At 68.3% G+C, this 18,443-nt stretch carries 22 protein-coding genes; 18 read left to right on the forward strand and 4 right to left on the reverse strand.

Translation table 11 applies throughout. From position 1 onward, the window contains the following. Window position 1 precedes the first annotated feature (1 nt). The 6 genes from M1L58_RS03200 (at window position 2) to M1L58_RS03225 (ending at window position 4,384) form a co-directional block, all read left to right on the forward strand. A complete protein-coding gene (locus tag M1L58_RS03200; protein ID WP_374112648.1) occupies window positions 2-604 on the forward strand; it encodes a hypothetical protein in 603 nt (200 codons plus the stop codon). Then, a complete protein-coding gene (locus M1L58_RS03205) occupies window positions 601-1,110 on the forward strand; it encodes a hypothetical protein (protein WP_248657809.1) in 510 nt (169 codons plus the stop codon). The genes M1L58_RS03200 and M1L58_RS03205 overlap by 4 nt, the downstream gene beginning before the upstream one ends. Continuing rightward, window positions 1,110-1,796: a hypothetical protein gene (locus M1L58_RS03210; RefSeq protein ID WP_248657810.1), complete on the forward strand. Its 687-nt coding sequence runs from the start codon at window positions 1,110-1,112 to the stop codon at window positions 1,794-1,796. The genes M1L58_RS03205 and M1L58_RS03210 overlap by 1 nt, the downstream gene beginning before the upstream one ends. Continuing rightward, complete coding sequence (locus tag M1L58_RS03215; RefSeq protein ID WP_248657811.1) at window positions 1,793-2,356, forward strand: hypothetical protein; 564 nt, start codon at window positions 1,793-1,795, stop codon at window positions 2,354-2,356. Before M1L58_RS03210 ends, M1L58_RS03215 begins: the two co-directional genes overlap by 4 nt. Window positions 2,357-2,426: 70 nt before the next feature. Beyond that, a complete protein-coding gene (locus M1L58_RS03220; RefSeq protein ID WP_248657812.1) occupies window positions 2,427-3,632 on the forward strand; it encodes an NAD(P)/FAD-dependent oxidoreductase in 1,206 nt (401 codons plus the stop codon). 5 nt (window positions 3,633-3,637) lie between these two features. After that, entirely contained in the window at window positions 3,638-4,384 is a 747-nt protein-coding gene (locus tag M1L58_RS03225) for a DNA alkylation repair protein (protein WP_248657813.1), read from the forward strand. Window position 4,385: 1 nt separating this feature from the next. Here M1L58_RS03225 and M1L58_RS03230 read toward each other — a convergent pair whose 3' ends face one another. From M1L58_RS03230 to mftR, 3 genes are all read right to left on the reverse strand, one after another. Continuing rightward, window positions 4,386-4,715, reverse strand: a complete 330-nt coding sequence (locus M1L58_RS03230; protein WP_248657862.1) for a DoxX family protein — start codon at window positions 4,713-4,715, stop codon at window positions 4,386-4,388. Between the two features lie 94 nt (window positions 4,716-4,809). Continuing rightward, a complete protein-coding gene (locus M1L58_RS03235; protein WP_154883278.1) occupies window positions 4,810-5,868 on the reverse strand; it encodes a ferredoxin--NADP reductase in 1,059 nt (352 codons plus the stop codon). A 127-nt stretch (window positions 5,869-5,995) separates the two neighbouring features. Continuing rightward, the gene (gene mftR, locus M1L58_RS03240; RefSeq protein ID WP_127962524.1) at window positions 5,996-6,625 is read right to left on the reverse strand and encodes a mycofactocin system transcriptional regulator; all 630 of its coding nucleotides are present in this window, start codon (window positions 6,623-6,625) and stop codon (window positions 5,996-5,998) included. Window positions 6,626-6,785: 160 nt separating this feature from the next. Here mftR and mftA point away from each other — a divergent pair, with 160 nt between their 5' ends. From mftA to M1L58_RS03265, 5 genes are all read left to right on the forward strand, one after another. Beyond that, window positions 6,786-6,893 (forward strand): mycofactocin precursor MftA, encoded by a 108-nt coding sequence (mftA, locus tag M1L58_RS03245; RefSeq protein WP_035753529.1) that lies wholly within the window; start codon window positions 6,786-6,788, stop codon window positions 6,891-6,893. Further along, complete coding sequence (gene mftB / locus M1L58_RS03250) at window positions 6,893-7,252, forward strand: mycofactocin biosynthesis chaperone MftB (protein ID WP_232718298.1); 360 nt, start codon at window positions 6,893-6,895, stop codon at window positions 7,250-7,252. The genes mftA and mftB overlap by 1 nt, the downstream gene beginning before the upstream one ends. Window positions 7,253-7,321: 69 nt before the next feature. Continuing rightward, entirely contained in the window at window positions 7,322-8,611 is a 1,290-nt protein-coding gene (mftC, locus tag M1L58_RS03255; RefSeq protein ID WP_006360267.1) for a mycofactocin radical SAM maturase, read from the forward strand. Between the two features lie 92 nt (window positions 8,612-8,703). Then, a complete protein-coding gene (gene mftD, locus M1L58_RS03260; protein ID WP_006866090.1) occupies window positions 8,704-9,903 on the forward strand; it encodes a pre-mycofactocin synthase MftD in 1,200 nt (399 codons plus the stop codon). Between the two features lie 133 nt (window positions 9,904-10,036). Beyond that, a complete protein-coding gene (locus M1L58_RS03265) occupies window positions 10,037-10,849 on the forward strand; it encodes a mycofactocin-coupled SDR family oxidoreductase (protein ID WP_006866089.1) in 813 nt (270 codons plus the stop codon). A 269-nt stretch (window positions 10,850-11,118) separates the two neighbouring features. Here the strand turns inward: M1L58_RS03265 and M1L58_RS03270 are convergent, their stop codons facing one another. Then, entirely contained in the window at window positions 11,119-12,228 is a 1,110-nt protein-coding gene (locus tag M1L58_RS03270) for a CaiB/BaiF CoA transferase family protein (RefSeq protein WP_006866088.1), read from the reverse strand. A 178-nt stretch (window positions 12,229-12,406) separates the two neighbouring features. Between M1L58_RS03270 and mftE the strand changes: the two genes are divergently transcribed. From mftE to M1L58_RS03305, 7 genes are all read left to right on the forward strand, one after another. Continuing rightward, complete coding sequence (gene mftE / locus M1L58_RS03275; protein ID WP_248657814.1) at window positions 12,407-13,117, forward strand: mycofactocin biosynthesis peptidyl-dipeptidase MftE; 711 nt, start codon at window positions 12,407-12,409, stop codon at window positions 13,115-13,117. Further along, on the forward strand, window positions 13,114-14,733 hold the full coding sequence (mftF, locus tag M1L58_RS03280; protein WP_248657815.1) for a mycofactocin biosynthesis glycosyltransferase MftF: 1,620 nt from the start codon (window positions 13,114-13,116) through the stop codon (window positions 14,731-14,733). Before mftE ends, mftF begins: the two co-directional genes overlap by 4 nt. Window positions 14,734-14,782: 49 nt before the next feature. Next, window positions 14,783-16,114, forward strand: coding sequence for a mycofactocin system GMC family oxidoreductase MftG (gene mftG / locus M1L58_RS03285; protein ID WP_248657816.1), 1,332 nt, complete (start codon window positions 14,783-14,785; stop codon window positions 16,112-16,114). Between the two features lie 178 nt (window positions 16,115-16,292). Continuing rightward, window positions 16,293-16,724, forward strand: a complete 432-nt coding sequence (locus M1L58_RS03290; RefSeq protein WP_248657817.1) for a PPOX class F420-dependent oxidoreductase — start codon at window positions 16,293-16,295, stop codon at window positions 16,722-16,724. 88 nt (window positions 16,725-16,812) lie between these two features. Continuing rightward, window positions 16,813-17,397, forward strand: a complete 585-nt coding sequence (locus tag M1L58_RS03295) for a hypothetical protein (protein ID WP_248657863.1) — start codon at window positions 16,813-16,815, stop codon at window positions 17,395-17,397. A gap of 10 nt (window positions 17,398-17,407) precedes the next feature. Next, window positions 17,408-17,545, forward strand: coding sequence for a hypothetical protein (locus tag M1L58_RS03300; protein WP_248657818.1), 138 nt, complete (start codon window positions 17,408-17,410; stop codon window positions 17,543-17,545). Window positions 17,546-17,565: 20 nt separating this feature from the next. Then, complete coding sequence (locus M1L58_RS03305) at window positions 17,566-18,429, forward strand: LLM class flavin-dependent oxidoreductase (protein ID WP_248657819.1); 864 nt, start codon at window positions 17,566-17,568, stop codon at window positions 18,427-18,429. The last annotated feature ends 14 nt before the right edge of the window (window positions 18,430-18,443 follow it).

Raw genomic sequence — 18,443 nt, forward strand, 5'->3', positions numbered from 1 at the left:
CGTGTCGTTGAGGGGGCAGGCGCGGCCGGGTGCCGCGGAGATCGCCGCGGAGCGCAGCGCCCGGCGTGATCTGCGCGAGGCACTCGAGGAGTTGCACGCGCGCGAGGTCGACGCCGGCCTACGACGGCGGGTGCCGCGGCGCCGGTGGATTCTGGCGACGCTGGTGGCGGTCGTAGCCGTGGTCCTGGCCGGTATCGCGGTCATGGCGTGGTCCGACACGCGGAATGCCCCCACCGACGACGACTTCGAGCGCGCGGCCGCCGACCGCGTGGCCGTGCTGATCGCACCGGACCACCGCGATCCGGGTCGCGCGCGCAAGATCCTCGCCGGTGCCACCGGTACCTTCTACGACGAGTTCGCCCAATCCGCCGACAGTTACAGCGCTTTCGTACAGGCCAACGGGTCCGTGTCGAGGTCCTCGGTGGACGGTACCGGGGTCTCCGCCCGGGACGGTGACAGCGCCACGGTTCTCGTCGCGGCGACCGTCGTGTTCGACGCCGCCGGAGACACCGGGGAAGCGCAGGTCCGCCGGTTCCGGCTTCGTGTGCTCGTGACCCCGGACGACGGTGCACTGAAACTCGGGGCGGTGCAATACCTTCCATGACCACATCCGGATACATTTCGGTACGCGTCGGGGCCCTCCGGCTGCTGGTGGCGGCGCTGGTGCTGGCCGCAGCGCTCGTCGCCGTGGGATTCGCGTGGCGTGTACACGCGGCAGGAGATGCGCTCGAGCAGAGCCGCGAACAACTGCGTGAACGCGCCGGAACGATCGTCGCCGACGTCTTCTCAGTGGATTCCTCGCGGTGGCAACAGGATCGGACACGGGCCCGGGCGCTCGTCGCCCGAGACTTCCTCGACAGCTATGGTGCACAGCTCACCCGGCCGCCGGAACAGGGGACGGCGTCCGTGGTGTGGCGGCCCGAGGTCGTCAGCGTGGTCGACGCCGATACCACCGAGGGGCAGGCACTCCTCCGGGTGGCGGTGACTGTCCGGTCCGACGCCCTCGCCCGGACCGGCGCCGCTACGACGACGGCCCGCCGGTCGGTGCTGGCTCGCTTCATCCGTGCCGACGACGAGTGGCTCCTCGCCGCGGCCGATGTGGTCGGTTGATGGCGATGACCGATGCTGCGAGAACCGATTCCGCCACAGCCGACTCGGTGACCACCACACGAGTGCAGCTCGCCCGGGATCGGGTCGATGAGGCTCGAAGGGACGCTCGCGCGACCCGGATCGCCGCCGCACCCGCTCTCCGGGCGCGTGCCGTGCGACGCACTCGACTTCTACGCACAGTCCTCATCGGCACGGCGGTCGCCGTTGCGATCCTCGTGGTCGTGGGTGCGGTCCTGGGATGGCAGATCCGGGGACAGCGGGCCGAGGTCGATCGCCAGACCGAGGTGCTCGATTCCGCGCGGGCGGGGGTCGCGGCCATGCTGACCGCCGACCCGGCCGACCCGGTCGGTTTCGTGGACGGCGTACTCGCGGTGAGCACCGGCGCGCAGCGCGACCGCATCGAGAGCGCGCGTGACGCACTGATCACCGAGGTGCGTACGCAGGCCGGACGCAGTGTCGGGCAGGTGGTCTCGGCCGGGCTGGTGACCGATCCGGCGTCGGACGAAGTCGGCGTCACCGTGGATGTACTCGTCGTCGCCGACGCCACCAATCCGCTGCTGCTCGGTTCCGAAGGAACGGCCGAGGAGGCCGCGGCCGTCGACACGACCGCCGAACGGATCACCGCGCTGATCACCATGGAAAGCACCGGTGACGGTTGGAAGATCGCGGGGGCGCGTCAGCCGTGAGTGACCTCCTGGAACCGCGCCCCACCCGCCGGCAGCGTCGCCGTCTCGCCGTCCTGGCCGCCGTCACGGTCACGGCGCTCGTCGTCGCGCTGGTCGCGTGGATCGGGGTACTGCGATCGGACCCGGAGCCCGGAGAGGACGAGCGCGCCGCGATCTTGTCCGCGGCGGGCGGGGCGGTCGCCGCCCTCATGACGTTCGGGCCGGACGACCCACCCGACCAGCGCCGACGGACAGACGCATTGCTCGCCGATCCGTTGCGACTCGAGTACCGCAATCGCGGCGTCGACGTGGTGGTCCCGGGGGCGCGGGCCGCCTCGGTGTCGATGGTCGGACGAGTCGTCGGTGCCGGTCTGAACGACAGTTCCGCCGAACGTGCGAGGGTCCTCGTGTTCGTGGACCAGACGGTGTCTGTCGGGGACGGTGAAAATTCCACGGGCTCTGGGGAAGCGGCCGACGCGGAGGGTGAGGCGACCCCTACCGCGAGGTGGGCACTTATGCGTAAGGTCGACGGGAATTGGCTGTTGTCCGACCTGCAACCGGTCGGAGACGTGACCCGCTGAGGCGCCGACGCCGGGATGTCATCAGGCATCCCGAGGCGAACGGTGAGCGCGGGGTGAGAGGGGACGGAAGATGAGTGGATCAGGCGCGGGCGTCGTGATCGTCGGGGCGGGCCTGGGCGGGATCAGGGTTGCGGAGAACCTGCGCAACAACGGGTTCGCCGATCCGATCACCCTGGTGGGCGCCGAGGACCATCCGCCCTATGATCGTCCGCCACTGTCGAAGTCGGTGCTCCTGGGCAAGGACGATCGCGTCGACCTCAAACCGGCGGAGTTCTACGCCGAATCCGACATCACCCTGCGTCTGGGTTCCGCGGTGACCTCCGTGTCGCCGGCGGACAGGACCGTCACCCTGGCGTCCGGCGACACGCTCGCCTACGACACCCTGGTGCTGGCCACCGGTCTCGATCCGCGGCCGTTCCCGGGCCTCGCCGATGCCGTCGCGGGGGTGCACATGATCCGCACCTACGACGACGCGATCGCGCTGCGCGAGGAGATCGATTCCGCCTCGACCGCCGTGGTCATCGGCGCCGGTTTCATCGGCTGCGAGGTGGCCGCGAGCCTCACCTCGCGCGGGTTGAGCGTCAGCCTCGTCGAACCCGCCCCCACCCCGCTGGCTGTTGCGCTCGGCGAGGAGATCGGGAAGCTGGTCTCGCGGCTCCACACCGACAACGGCGTGGATCTGCGCACGGGGGTCGGTGTGGCCGAGATCGTCGTCACCGACGGTGCGAGCGGGCCGAAGGTCAACGCGGTGAAGCTCGCCGACGGCACCGAACTCCCCGCCGACCTCGTGGTCGTCGGCATCGGTTCCACGCCCGTCACCGGCTACCTGGATGGCTCCGGGATCGAATTGGCGCCGCGCGAGGCGGGCGGCGGGATCGCCTGCGATGCAACCGGACACACCAGCGCCGAGAACGTCTACGCCCTCGGCGACGTCGCCAACTGGCGCGACGACGACGGCACCCCGCAGCGCGTCGAACACTGGAATCACACGGTCGATCAGGCCTCCGTCGTCGCGCACCAGATCACCGGCGGCGACGCCGTGACCGCGGTGGTCTCGTACTTCTGGAGCGACCAGTTCGACGTCAAGATCCAGGTGCTCGGTGCACCTCGCGCCGACGACACCGTGCACATCGTCTCCGACGACGGCAAGAAGTTCGTGGCCTACTACAGCCGGGACGGCATCCTCACCGGCGTCGTCGGCGCGGGCAAGGTCGGTGCGGTGATGAAGACACGGCCGAAACTGCAGACGCCGACCCCCATCGCCGACCTGCTCTAGCACCGGTGGGTGCCGAGCTGACGGCTGCGGCGGTGCGCGCGGCCGCTGCCGAGGTCGCCGACCCGCAGCGTGCCGTCGACCTCGCCAGGTTCTTCCAGGTCCGCCCAGGCGGTTACGGCGAGGGCGACGAGTTCATCGGCCTACGTGTGCCGCAGCAACGTGCGATCGCCAAACGCTTCCGCGGTATCGACACCGATGAAGTTGGCGCGCTGTTGGATTCGCCGGTCCACGAACATCGGCTCATCGCCCTGTTTCTGCTCCGGGGTGAGTTCGAGCGCACCCTGAAGCCGAGGTCGGAGCCGGATTGGGACGAGGCCGGGCGGTGGGTCGAGCTGTACCTCGACGCGGTGCGCCGAGGGCGGGTGAACAACTGGGATCTCGTGGACTCGTCGGCCGACTCGGTCCTGGGCGAGTTCTGCAGACTCCGCGGTGGGATGGAGGTGATCCTCTCCCACGCTGCCGACGAGGATCTCTGGCGCCGTCGGGTAGGAGTCATCGCGACCTTCGCCCACATCAAGAACGGCGATGCATCAGCACTTCTCGCCGTGGCCCCACTCGTCCGCGACGATCGTCGAGACCTCATCCAGAAGGCTCTCGGGTGGATGCTCAGGGAGACGGGCAAGCGCGTCGACGAGCAGATACTCCTGACGTACCTCGAGGAGAACGCGGCTCGAATGGGCCGCACGGCACTGAGTTACGCGATCGAGCACCGGACGCCCGAGGAACGCGCGTACTTCCGTGGGCTGAGGTGAGTCAGCCCCTGCGTGCCACGCGGATGGCCGCCCAGATCATCGGGAACTGCAACGGCAGGCGTGCCACGGCGACGACCCGGTAGGGCAGCGGCTTGTTCCACCAGAGTCGCACCATGTTGAGGTTGGCGGGATAGACGGCGAGAAACAACAGGGCCGACAACGCTCCGGAGAGTCGGCGAGTCCGCGGCACGAGAAGTCCGGCGCCCAGGCCGATCTCGGCGACGCCGGACAGGTGGGTCAGCGTACGCGGATCGCCGGGGATCTCCTCCGGGATGATCTCGTCGAACGGTTTGGGTGCGACGAAATGGAGCACGCCGATGCCGAGGAGCATCACCGCCAGGCCGCGAGCGAGGTGGACCGGGTTCGGTCGGGACTTCCGGATGGGTGTCACGTCGTGCTCCTTCGTGTTGTTCGCCAACTGCCGGTCAGAACTCGATCTTGAGCGAGTCCGAGGTCGGGTGGGCCTGGCAGCCCAGGATGTACCCGTCCGCGATGTCCTCGGGGTCGAGGGCGCCGGCGTTGTCCATGTCGACGGAGCCCTCGGTGAGAGTGCAGGCGCAGGAACCGCATTCGCCTTCCTGGCAGGAGTACGGGGCATCGAGACCGGCCGCCAGCATTACGTCGATGAGTGTCCGCTTGCGCGGCCAGGTCAGCGTGTGGGTCTCACCGTCGAGTTCGACTTCGACAGTGGCGGCGGACGCCTGGTCCTCCTCGCTGACCTCCTCGAGCTCGACGTCGGCGAACGGGTCGCCGGACAGCGAATTGTACACCTCGGTGTGGACGTTGTGGTGCGGGAAGTTCGCCTGTGCCAGGGCCTTGTGGACGGCATCCATGAACGGGCCGGGTCCGCACATGTAGGCGGTGTGGGTGGTCGAGTACGGCACGAACACCGAGGCCAGAGCCGCCGCGGTGGGCAGCCCCTGCAGGCTCTCCAGCCAGTGGACGACGGTGAGCCGGTCGGCGTGGGCGTGGAGCAGGTCGCGCAGCTCGGCGGCGAAGATCACGTCGCTCTCGGTGCGATTCGCGTAGAAGAAGACGATCGGCGCGCTGCTCTTCTTCAGCGCCGCCTTGAGGATCGACATCACCGGCGTCACGCCACTGCCCGCGGCGATGAGGAGCAACGGGTCGTCGAAGGACTTGGGGGTGAAGACGCCCGACGGCGGCAGCACCTCGACCTGGGAGCCGGGGGCGAGGTTGTCGCAGACCCAGTTGGAACCGTATCCGTCGACGGTGCGCTTCACGGTCACCTTGGGTCGAGCGTCGGTGTACGGCGACGAGGCCAGCGAGTAGCAGCGGGCGACCGAGCCGGTCTGCTCGCTCGGGATGCGCAGAGTGAGGAACTGTCCCGGCTTGTAGTCGGTGAATGCGGCCGACGACGTCTCGGGGACCTCGAATGCGATGGACTTGGCATCGGACGTCTCATCGATCACCTCGGCCACCGTGAGGATCACGCTTCGTGAGCCGTGAGGGGTCAGGTCAGGCATGTAGCAGCTCTCCGACGTCGAGGACCGGGCGAACCCGGCCGAATTAGAACACGTTCTATTTCAGGATAGACCAACCGATGGGTGTCCCACGAGGCCCTCTCGGAGCCGGTGTGGTTGGCCCCGCCGATCATGGCACGCGGGTCAGTGATGCGACACCGGTGGCGACGGTCCGCGCGCCGTCGCTGATCAGTCTCTCGAGGTCGGCGTCGGGATCGGCCAGCCACTGCTCGTAGGCGGCGAGTGCCGCGCCCAAGCACAACCACCCGATGGTCTGGGGCAGGTGATCGTTCTCGTCCAGACCGAGCCGGGCCGCGCAGAACTCGGCGATGACGTGGCGCCAGTCGGCGTACATGATCATCGAATGTGCCTGGAGCGCCGGAACTCCGAGCAGCAGGGACATGCGCCGGCGGTGGTTCTCGAGCTCTTCCGGTGGCACCCGGTTGAACACGACCAGGGCATCCACGAGGGCGTCGGCCATGGGGATGTCGGTGGGGATCTGGGCGAGGAGCCCGCGTAGCTCGCCCAGATGGTCGTCGAACTCTCCCCACGGGATCTCGTTCTTCGACGAGTAGTACCGGAACAGCGTGCGACGCGCGATGCCCGCGGCCTCGGCGATGTCGTCCACGCTGGTCTCCTCGAAACCCCGGGTGGTGAACAGGCCGATCGCGAGCGCGCTGATCCGGGCGCGCGAGGAGATCGGGCGTCGCCCGGGTGCGGCCCGCCCGGGGCCCGCATCCTGCTGTGTCGTCGCAGTCATCGAGACCTCACCATATGGGATCCGTTCGCGCGCAGCGGGTCGAAGGGGCCCGAACCGCCTGTCCGAACGGGCAGTTTTGCTCTAGTGGTAGAAATCTGCACTGAGTGCCACTATAGTCCATCGTGATCCGAGTCACTTAGAAGATCAGGAGGTATGGATCATGGCCGACCAGTCCGCGGTTACCGCTGCAAACTCGAACGAGACCGAACTCATCGCCGAGTCGCTCGTCGAAGAGGTGTCGATCGATGGGATGTGCGGGGTCTACTGATGTCAGCCCCGACATCGAATCCGACCTCCGGCGACCGTTCTGCGGTCGCCGGGGTCCGGTTCGACACCCCAGCCCCCGATGCCCCCGCCGGCTTCGACACGTTCGCCGCGTGGGAACTCAACCCGAAGGTGGCACTGCGCCCCGAGCCGTTCGGCGCCCTGCTGTACCACTTCGGTACCCGCAAGCTCTCGTTCCTCAAGAACCTGACCGTGGTCGGGATCGTCTCGTCGCTCGCCGATCACGACTCCGCTGAGGCAGCCCTCCTCGCAGCGGGCGTCACGCCTGCTCAGCGGCCCCTGTACGTGCAGGCGCTCACGGCGCTGGCCGACAGCGCGATGATCACGCCCCGCGCGGCCTGACCGACCACCTCCGCCGATCGACAGCCCCGATCGGCGCTCCGCTTCCGCCTCGACCCTAGGACCGACACGATGACGACCATCGAGATGCCGCCCACCGCAGCCGAACTCGTGACCTCCCCGCGGGCGAGCGCGCCCGCCGACCAGGTGCCCAAGGTCGGCCGCCTCGTCGATCAGTTCGAGCGCGGCCTCGACGCGCCGATCTGTCTGACGTGGGAACTCACCTACGCCTGCAACCTGGCATGCGTGCACTGCCTGTCCTCGTCGGGCAAGCGTGACCCGCGCGAGCTGTCGACCGAACAGTGCAAGGCGATCATCGACGAACTGCAGCGCATGCAGGTCTTCTACGTGAACATCGGCGGCGGTGAGCCGACCGTGCGCCCCGACTTCTGGGAGCTCGTCGACTACGCCACCAGCCATCAGGTGGGAGTCAAGTTCTCCACCAACGGTTTGCGCATCGACAAGAAGGTCGCCGCACGCCTGGCCGCGTCGGACTACGTCGACGTCCAGATCTCCCTCGACGGCGCGACCGCGGAGGTCAACGACGCCGTGCGCGGCCCGGGTTCCTTCGACATGGCGGTCCGGGCACTCGAGAACCTGGCCGAGGCCGGCTTCAAGGACGCCAAGATCAGCGTCGTGATGACGCGGCAGAACGTCGCGCAGCTCGACGAGTTCAAGGCGTTGGCCGATCGGTACGACGCCACCCTGCGCATCACCCGCCTGCGTCCGTCGGGCCGTGGCGCCGATGTGTGGGACGACCTGCACCCGCTGCCCGAGCAGCAGCGTGAACTCTACGATTGGCTTGTCGCACACGGTGATCGCGTGCTGACCGGAGACTCGTTCTTCCACCTGTCGGCGTTCGGTGGGGACTCCGGTGGCGGTCTGCCCGGCCTCAACCTCTGCGGTGCCGGACGCGTCGTGTGCCTCATCGACCCGGTCGGCGACGTGTACGCCTGCCCGTTCGCGATCCACGAGAACTTCCTCGCCGGGAACATCCTCTCGGACGGCGGATTCCAGGAGATCTGGCAGCGCTCGGATCTGTTCACCGAACTGCGTGAACCGCAGAACGCCGGTGCCTGCACCAAGTGTGCGCACTTCGACGCCTGCCGCGGTGGCTGCATGGCGGCCAAGTTCTTCACCGGTCTGCCGCTGGCCGGACCGGATCCCGAGTGTGTGCAGGGTTACGGCGAAGAGCTCCTCGCCGGCGAACGCACCAAACCGACGGCGAACAAGGATCATTCGCGCGGAACCCCGCTGACGCTGATGACCCGTCGACCCGACGGGGACCTCACCCCGATCGGTCGGCCCACCAAGTCCTGTGATGAGAACCCGCTCGCCGGGTTCACCCCTGCTGCGCGGTAATCCGCCCGCGGCCCAACAGTGTCGAGTCCTCCCCGGGGTACACGGGTGCCCCGGGCGATGGCACGCATCCGAGAAGTGAGTGAGTAGGAGAAATGGCTCTCAACCCCTGGGCGAAAAACCCCTGGTTCGAAACGGTGACCGAGGCCCAGCGCCGGGCGAAGAAGCGACTGCCGAAGTCGGTCTACTCGTCGCTGGTCGCCGGCACGCAGGCCGGTGTGACCGTCGACGACAACGTGCAGGCCTTCAACGAACTCGGCTGGGCGCCACACGTTGTCGGCGCACAACCGGAGCGTGAGATGACCACCTCGGTGATGGGGCAGGAGCTGTCCTTCCCGGTGATGATCTCGCCTACCGGTGTCCAGGCCGTCGACCCTGAGGGCGAGGTCGCCGTCGCGCGCGCCGCGGCCGCGCGTGGTACCGCAATGGGCCTGTCGAGCTTCGCCTCGCACGCCGTCGAAGAGGTCACCGCCGTCAACGACAAGGTGTTCTTCCAGATCTACTGGCTCGGCAGCCGCGAGGACATCCTCCGCCGCGCCGAGCGTGCACGGGCCGCCGGCGCAAAGGGTCTCATCGTCACGACCGACTGGGTGTTCAACGTCGGCCGCGACTGGGGCAGCCCGGAGATCCCCGAGAAGGTGAACCTGAAGGCGCTCGTGCGTCTCGGCCCGGAGATCGCGGTCAAGCCGCGGTACGCGCTGGACTGGGTCAAGGGCGGCAAAGTCATCATCCCGGACCTCACCGCGCCGAACCTCACCCCGCAGGGTGTTCCCGGCCCGACCTTCTTCGGCGCCTACGGCGAGTGGATGGGCACCCCGCCGCCCACCTGGGAGGACCTGCAGTGGCTCCGTGAGCAGTGGGGCGGACCGTTCATGGTCAAGGGCATCACCCGTCTCGACGACGCCAAGCGCGCCGTCGACATCGGCGCGACGGCGATCTCGGTGTCCAACCACGGCGGCAACAACCTCGACGGCACCCCGGCGACGATCCGTCTGCTGCCCGACATCGCCGATGCGGTCGGCAACGACATCGAGGTCCTGCTCGACGGCGGTATCCGCCGCGGCAGCGATGTCGCCAAGGCCCTGGCCCTCGGCGCCCGCGCCGTGATGATCGGCCGCGCCTACCTGTGGGGTCTCGCCGCCAACGGCCAGGCGGGCGTCGAGAACGTCCTCGATCTCATGCGTATGGGACTCGACGGCGCGCTGATGGGCCTGGGGCACAAGAGCGTCAACGACCTCTCGGCCGACGATCTGATCATCCCGGACGACTTCAAGCGGTCCTTCGGCCACGTCTGATCCGAACAAGCACGCACCCCCGCCCGCCGCCGGAGATCCGGTCGGCGGGCGGAGGTGTCCCGGTCCCCGTTCTCGAGCAGAACCCGCGCGAAACGGTGCCCGCGACAGAACTAGAACGTGTTACAGTTCTGCCATGGGACAGTTCGACGGCAAGGTCGTCTACATCACCGGCATCGCCCGTGGTCAGGGCCGTAATCACGCGGTCCGGTTCGCCCGTGAGGGCGCCGCGATCGTGGGTCTCGACATCGCGGGTCCGATCATCGACCACGCTACCTACCCGCCCGCCACGGCCGAGGACCTCGAAGAGACGATCCGGCTCGTCGAGGGCGTGGGCGGCAAGATCCTTGCGCGGCAGGGTGATACGCGGGACCTCGCGTTCCAGCAGCAGCTGGTCGCAGACGCGGTCGAGCAGTTCGGCCGGCTCGATCACGTCATCGCCAACGCCGGCGTGCTCACCTGGGGGTCGGTCTGGGAACTGACCGAGGAGCAGTTCACCGACGTCGTCGACATCAACCTCGTCGGCGCCTGGAAAACGCTCAAGGCCACGGTTCCCGCGATGCTCGAGGCCGGCAACGGCGGCTCGATCACCATCATCAGCTCGGTCGCCGGACTGAAGGCGATGCCGATGCAGGCGTCGTATTCGGCGTCCAAGCATGGCCTCGTCGGCCTGGCGCAGACCGCGGCCAAAGAACTCGGTCATCACCGGATCCGCGTCAACAGCGTGCACCCCTACGCGGTCGACACCCCGATGGGAGTCGCCGACACCGAAGCCCATCGACTGTTCGAAAAGCCGTGGGTCACCCCGCATTTCGTGTCGATGTTGGATTACCACCCGGTCGCGGCGTGCGACGAGATCTCCGACGCCGTCCTGTACCTGTCCTCCGACAGCGCCAAGGGCATCACCGGTGCCGAGTTCCAGATCGACATGGGGCACTCGAAGGTCTGACCCCTGCTCCCTGAGGTGCGAGCGCAGCGGTCTTCTTGCTCCCTGAGGTGCGAGCGCAGTGGTTCTTCTTGCTCCCTGAGGTGCGAGCGCAGCGGTTCTTGTTGCTCCCTGAGGTGCGAGCGCAGCGAGCCACGAAGGGCTGGTGAGGAATTCTCGCCAGGCCTTCGTGGCTCGTCGCTTTCGCTCCTCGCACCTCAGGCAGCGGAGGGGGAGTGGCTCGTCGCTTTCGCTCCTCGCACCTCAGGCAGCGGAGGGGAATACTTGTCGGATCAGGCCCAGAGGGTCTTCGGGTCGACGGCCTCGGTCGAGGGTCCGGCCGGGGTCTCCGGCTGGGTGCGCGAGAAGCGCGGAGCGACCTGCGCCTGGGTGACACCGTCGATGTCGACCAGGTTGGCCCGCGCGGCCATGTGGGGATCGGCGGGTGCCTCGGCGAAGGTCAGCACCGGCGAGGTGCAGGCGTCGGTGCCGTCGAAGACCTTGGCCCACTCGTCGCGGGTGCGCGACTTGAAGGTCTCGGTGAAGATCTCCTTCAGCTTGCCCCAGTTCGCGATGTCGTTCTGTGCCGGCAGGTCGGCGTCGGCCAGGCCCAGGCCCTTGAGCAGCTCGGCGTAGAACTGCGGCTCGATGGCGCCGACGGCCATGTACTTGCCGTCCGAGGTCTCGTAGACCTCGTAGTAGGGGGCGCCGGTGTCGAGCATGTTGGTGCCGCGGGTGTCGCTCCACAGGCCGGTGCCGCGGAACGCCCACATCATCTGTCCCAGAACGGAAGCGCCGTCAACCATGGCGGCGTCGACGACCTGTCCCTTGCCGGAGATGCCGCGCTCGAGCAGAGCGGCGAGCACGCCCACGACGAGGAACATCGATCCGCCGCCGAAGTCGCCGGCGAGGTTGAGCGGCGGCACCGGGCGATCGTCCTTGCGGCCGATTGCGTGGAGCAGGCCGGTCAGCGAGATGTAGTTGATGTCGTGGCCGGCGAGGTTGGCGCGGGGGCCGTCCTGTCCCCAGCCGGTCATACGGCCGTACACGAGGCCGGGATTGACCTCGGTGAGGTCATCGGGGCCGAAACCGAGACGTTCCATGACGCCGGGACGGAAACCCTCGATGATGACGTCAGCCTTGGCGACGAGATCGAGGATCGTCGCGCGATCGGTCTCGTCCTTCAGGTTGGCCTCGACGACGCGACGGCCGCGCAGCAGCGCGTCGGCGTTCACGCCGGGCTTGGGGAGCGTGCCGGGACGCTGGACACGGACCACATCGGCGCCGAGGTCGGCGAGCAACATGGCCGCGTGGGGTCCCGGGCCGATACCTGCGAACTCGATGACCCGGATGGAGCTGAGTGGGCCGGGTTTACCGCTGTTGTGGGGTGTCGTACTGCTCATGTGTCGTCCTCCGGTCGTTGTACCGCCACTGTGTCAGGCGTCACGTGTCACGCAATAGCATTCCATAACCGATCGAACGCTCGTCAATGTGGTCGGCACGACGTTTTCGGCCCGTTTTTCTCGTTGTTTTTGGGCCGAGGAGCAGAAGCTTGGGAGCACGATGGCTAGCATTGGTCAGATGACAGGACCGTCGACGCTGGGGCAGTGCAGCTGGCCGGACCTCGATGGAAAGGTGATCACTCTCGTGGTACCTCTCGGTTCTGTCGAGCAGCACGGTCCGCACCTGCCTCTGGACACCGATACGCGAATCGCCACGGCGGTCGCCGACGTCGTCTGCGAGCGCCTCGGGGATTCCGACATCCTCCGTGCGCCCGACCTCAACTACGGCGCGAGTGGCGAGCACGAGGGCTTTGCCGGGACGATCTCCATCGGTCACGACGCACTGCGCGGGATGCTCATCGAGTACGGCCGCAGTGCCTGCCGGTGGGCGCGGCGCATCGTGTTCGTGAACGGGCACGGCGGCAACACGCGGACCCTGATCGACGCGGTGACCCGCCTGCGGTACGAGGGGCGGGATGCCGCCTGGTTCCCGTGCGCCTTCCCGGGCGCGGACGCACATGCCGGTTTCACGGAAACCTCGGTGCTGCTTCATGTCTCGCCGTCGTCGGTCGACACGTCACGGGCAGTCGCGGGTAATCGTGAGCCGGTCGGCGCACTCCTCGGTGCCATGCGTGAGGGCGGGGTCGGTGCGGTCAGTCCCAACGGCGTCCTGGGTGATCCCACCGAGGCCTCCGCAGACGAGGGCCGGCGCCTGGTTGCCGAGGTGACCGATCGCCTCGGTGCGGCGCTCGTCTCCTGGGAGGTCGACGACCAGGGGCGGCTCGGATGACCGCGCTCGACGATTCGGCCCCGCGTGGTAGTGGTTCGGCCCAGGGCATCAGTGGTGACGACGCGACCGAGGGCAGGGACGTGACCGACAGGAACCCGGCCGACGAGGACACGTTCGGCAACGAGGCCATCACCGACGGCGAAACCGTTGGTGCACGGACTGTTTCGGATGACGACCCGGGTGACGATGCCGACACCGCGGACGCAGCGTCCCCGGAGAACCGCACCGACCTCCCGGATGGCTTCCAGGTCCAGATCGATCTGCGGTCCGCGCGCGGCGGCGACCTGCGATACCTCGTCGGTGGATCGCCGACGCGGCTGATGCGCATGTCCGACACCGCGCTGGGGATGACCTCGGACGACGGTCGAATCGAGGTGTGCGACAACGTGACCCGTCGTCTCGCGCGCGCTCTCCTGGACGCCGGGGTCGCCAACCCGCGTCCGATGTTCGGTCCGAAGCCCGCCGACGTCACCGTGGTGATCCCGGTCAAGGACAATCAGGCCGGCGTCGACCGCCTCCTCGATGCACTCGACGGTTTGACCGTCGTGGTCGTCGACGACGGATCCGGCGTCCCGATCGTCGCAGACCGACCGGGCGTGAGTGTCATCCGATTCGACGAGAACCGTGGCCCCGCTGCGGCCCGGAACGCCGGAGCAGCCGCTGCCACCACGGATTTCGTGGCCTTCCTCGATTCCGACGTCGTGCCCGACCCGGACTGGCTGACGGTTCTGCTCACCCACTTCTCCGACCCCACGGTGGGGATCGTGGCCCCGCGGATCGTCGGACTCCGGTCCGCCGACCGGTCGTCCTCATTGGCCGAGCGCTACGAGAACGGCTGGTCGTCGCTGGACATGGGTCCCGAGGAGTCCGCGGTCCTGCCGTCCACCCGGGTCCCCTACGTTCCCAGTGCGGCAATCGTCGTGCGGCGCAGTGCATTCTGTGGATTCGACGAGTCGCTCCGGGTCGCCGAGGACGTGGACGCATGCTGGCGCATGCACGCTGCAGGGTGGCGTATACGGTACGACCCGGTCGCGCGGGTGGCACACGACCATCGCACCGACATGCGGTCGGTGCTGTCCCGGCGATGCTTCTACGGGACCGGAGCAGCCCACCTCGCCGCACGCCACGGAAACCGTGCCGCCCCGCTGGTGATGTCGGTGCCGATGGCCGCGGCCGTCGGCGCCCTACTGACCCGCACCCGCTTCGGCGCCGCGCTGGCGATGCTCATCCTGACCCATCTCGCGACCCGCCTTCGTAAGCGGCTGGGCGACCTGCCGTCGGCGCCGCTCGTCTCGGCACAACTCACCGGCCGGGCCGCGGGATTCGGACTGCTGCAGGCGGCTGATGCGATCTGCCGGCACTACTGGCCGGTGGCCCTGCTGCTGGCCCTCGTGTCGAGACGGTTCCGAACCCTCGCGATCCAGGTGGCGATCGTCGAGGGGGTGGTGTCCTGGTTCCGGGACCTCCTCGCCGACCCGACGACCCCGCCGGCCCTGGGGCCGTTCCGCTACCTGATGATGCGCCGCCTCGACGACCTCGCGTATGGCGCAGGTCTGTGGCAGGGCGTCATCACCCACCGAGACGCGGAGGCATTGCGCCCGGTCATCTCCCGATGACGTTGCCCCGCAATGCGCACCTGATCCCTCATGTCATGAGCGTGGTGTCATGAGCGCAGCTGTGATGAGTGCCGACGTCGTCATAGTCGGTGCGGGGAGCGCCGGTTGTGTCCTCGCGGAGAAGCTGTCGCGGGAACCCGGGCGGGACGTCGTGCTGCTCGAGCGCGGACCCGGGCGCTGGCCGGGCCCGGAGGAGCGAGACCTCCGGCGCCTCCCCATCGGCGACCACGCGCCCTACGCGGTCCGGCACACCACCGATCTCGACGGCCTCACCGCCGCGCGGGGGTGTGCGATCGGGGGCTCCTCCGCGGTCAACGGCGGATACTTCCTGCGCTGGCATCCGGAGGACTTCGCGGACTGGCCGGACAGCTGGGGCCTCGACGCGATCGACGCCGCCTACTCCGAGCTCGACGGGGGTGGGGGTGGGGGCACGATGAGTGTCTCACCGGTGTCCGACGACGAACTCGGCGACGCCGGAAGGGCTTTCGAACGGTACTGGTCGGCGCGGACGGCGGTTCGGTCGCTTCGTGACCGCTGGCCGGTGGTCGGCGTGAACCGGGTGCTCGGCAACCGGTCCGGGATGTTGCGCCGGACCGCCGCCGAGGCCTACCTCGATCAGGCCCTCGACCGGCCCAATCTCCGCGTCGTCCCAGACTGTGAGGTCCGGCGGCTCGAGGTCGCCGGCCGGCGCCGTGTCACCGGGGTACACACCGAACGATTCACCGTCAGAGCCGGCGAGGTGGTCCTCGCCGGCGGCACACTGGGCACCGCGCAGCTCCTGCTCGCCTCGGACCTCGAGTCGCTCGGCGGGGCCGCATTCCTCGCCGCCGGTGAACACCGCGGACTGGCCGTTTCCTACCGCCGAAAGGAACCGGCCGAGCCCGGCATGGTGCTGCCGACGGTGTTGCACACCGATGACGGTCTCGAGATCCGTTGCTATCGCGATGATTTCGCAACCTACATCGACGGTCTCCCGCGCAGCGGGTCGATGGTCGAGGTGACCGCGATGCACCGGTCACCGGTGCGGTTGGTCGCCGGCGACGAACGTGTCCGTCTCGAGTTCGGAGAACCGTCGGCGGAGGCGACCGCGGCGATGCGGGCGGGCGCCGACGAGGTGGTGGAGATGCTGCACTCGTCCGAGTTCGCCGGCATCGTCGTGCCGGACAGCGTCTCGGTGGCCGCGGTGCCGGGGTTCTCGCAGCACGCTTGGGGCACCATGCCGATGGGTGTGCGCACCGACGCACTCGGTGCGGTCCATGGAACAGAGGGCTTGCGGATCGTCGACGGGTCGATCCTGCCGACAGGAGGCCGCAGCGGGCCGCACGCCACGATCATGATGGTGGCCGTCCACATCGGCAACCGATTGTCGGACAAGGGGTGAGCGAGGAACTGTTCGTCTACCCGCGGGACCGTTTCCTTCCCGCGGTGTCTGTTTCCTTCCCGCGGGTGCTGTCCGATAAGCGGGAAGGAATCGGCCACGCGGAAACATCTACTACCCAAAGTCGTCGCCGGCTACTGGAATCGAGAACGTCCGGGTCGGGAACACCTAGGCTGAACACATGTCTGGAACGTCGCTGTCGGATCCCGCGGTCCGGGAATTCCTGGCCTCCGGTACCAAGACCGGCCACCTCGGATACACCGCCGCCGATGGCAGGCCCCTGGTGGTCCCGGTCTGGTTCGTCGTTGACGGCGACCGACTGGCGTTCAACACCGGTGAGACAACCGCGAAAGGACGCGCACTACAGCGTGATCCGCGCGTGACGATGTCGGTCGACCTGCCGGAACCGCCGTACGGGTTCGTCCAGGTGCAGGGCCGCGCGGTGGTGACCGAGGACCCCGACGAGGTGCGCCGGATCGCCACGATGTGCGGCGCGCGATACATGGGTGCCGACCGGGCTGAGGAGTTCGGCGCGCGCAACGGGGTACCGGGTGAACTGGGCGTCTGGATCGAACCGAGCAAGGTCGTCGTGAGTCTCGATGTCACCGCCTGAGCGGTCGGCACCCCGAACACCGACGCGGCGTCGTGCCTGGCCCACCGCACCGCTCGCGCCCACGCTGCCGAAGCAGTGCTGGGGATTCATGGTCGGGTCGGCCCTGTTCGCTCTCGGCTCGGCACCCGGATTCGGCGATCTCGCCGGTGCCGATGTCGTCAATCTGTGTTACTTCGTCGGCGCGTGGTTCTTCACGGGGGCCGGCCTGATCCAGTTGGTGCGCAGCGCATCCCCCGTCGAGCTGGCGGCATCGATGCCGGGATCGGCACTCCGTGCCGAATGGCTCAGCGCCGCAACCCAAACCGTCGGGACCCTGCTGTTCAACATCTCGACGACGAGCGCCCTGTTCGCCCACACGGTTGCCGGTGAGCGCCACCTCGTGTGGTCTCCCGACGCCGGTGGCTCGGTTGCCTTCCTGATCAGCGGCGCGGTCGCCTTCGCCGCGTACTCCCGGTCGACGGGTCACGGTCTCGACTTCGAGGACCGGGGCTGGTGGTCGGTCCTGATGAATTGGGTGGGATGTGTCGCGTTCGGGGTGTCGGCCGTCGGTGCCTTCGTCAACAAGGACGGTGTGACAGCCGATGCCATCGCCGCCAACGCCGGGACATTCGTGGGCGCACTCTGCTTTTTCGTGGCGTCGGCGATCGTGCTGCCGGGCACCCGGCACCGCTGATCCGCGTCGCATGGGTGAACCTGACGACGCCGGCCGGGATCTCCGTCGGCGCAAACGGTGCCGGGTTCTCGGCCACCAGTGTCTACGTGACCACGCGCGCAGGATGGTCCTCGAGATCCCCGGCGCGGTCTCGCCGGTCGCCCGCTGAACCGAAGTACAGTGTGAGCCGTGCGCCACGGCATCTGCATCCTCCCCGACCTGACCTGGGAGCAGTCCCGACCCCGGTGGATCCTGGCCGAGGAGATGGGGTTCGACCACGCCTGGACCTACGACCACCTCGTCTGGGGCGGCCTGCCGGACTCGCTCTGGTCGGCTTGCATGCCGCTGCTGTCGGCGGCCGCTGTCGTCACGAACACCATCGGGCTCGGTGCCTTCGTGGTCTCACCCAATTTCCGTCACCCGGCGGCGTTTTCGCGTGAGGTCGAGACCCTCGCGGACATCTCCGACGGCCGCTTCCTGCTGGGTCTGGGTGTCGGCGGCACACCGGACGACGCCGTGCTCGGGCAGCCGGAACTGACCGTCGGTCAGCGCGTCGACCGATTCCAGGAATTCGTCGGTCTGCTCGGCCGGACCCTGAGCGAGGATCACGTCGACGCGGACGGCCCGTACTTCCGCGCGCGGGACATGCGTCTGGGGCGTGGACCGGTACGAGATCGGGTGCCGTTCCTGCTCGCCGGCAACGGTCCACGCTCGGTGCGGTTCGCCGCGCGTCACGGCGACGCCTGGGTGACCACCGGCCAGGGGACGGAAAACCTCGACGAGTGGTTCGCGTCCGTTGCACGGGCCGTCGCGGTCCTCGACGAGGAACTGGGTCGGCAACCGGGTCGTCGGATCGACCGATACCTCAGTCTCGAGGCTGCACCGCGTAACCCACTCGAGAGCGTCGACCTCTTCGACGACATGGTCGGGCGCGCAGACGAACTCGGCTTCACCGACGTCATCGTCCCCTGGCCGCGCGACACCGAACCCTACAAGGCGTCGATGGACGTTCTCGAGGCGATCGCGGCACGCGGGCTCGGTCGGACCCCGTAGACACGGATCGGGCC

The organism is Gordonia sp. C13 (genome assembly GCF_023218005.1).
In the GTDB taxonomy this organism is placed as follows: Bacteria; Actinomycetota; Actinomycetes; order Mycobacteriales; family Mycobacteriaceae; genus Gordonia; species Gordonia namibiensis.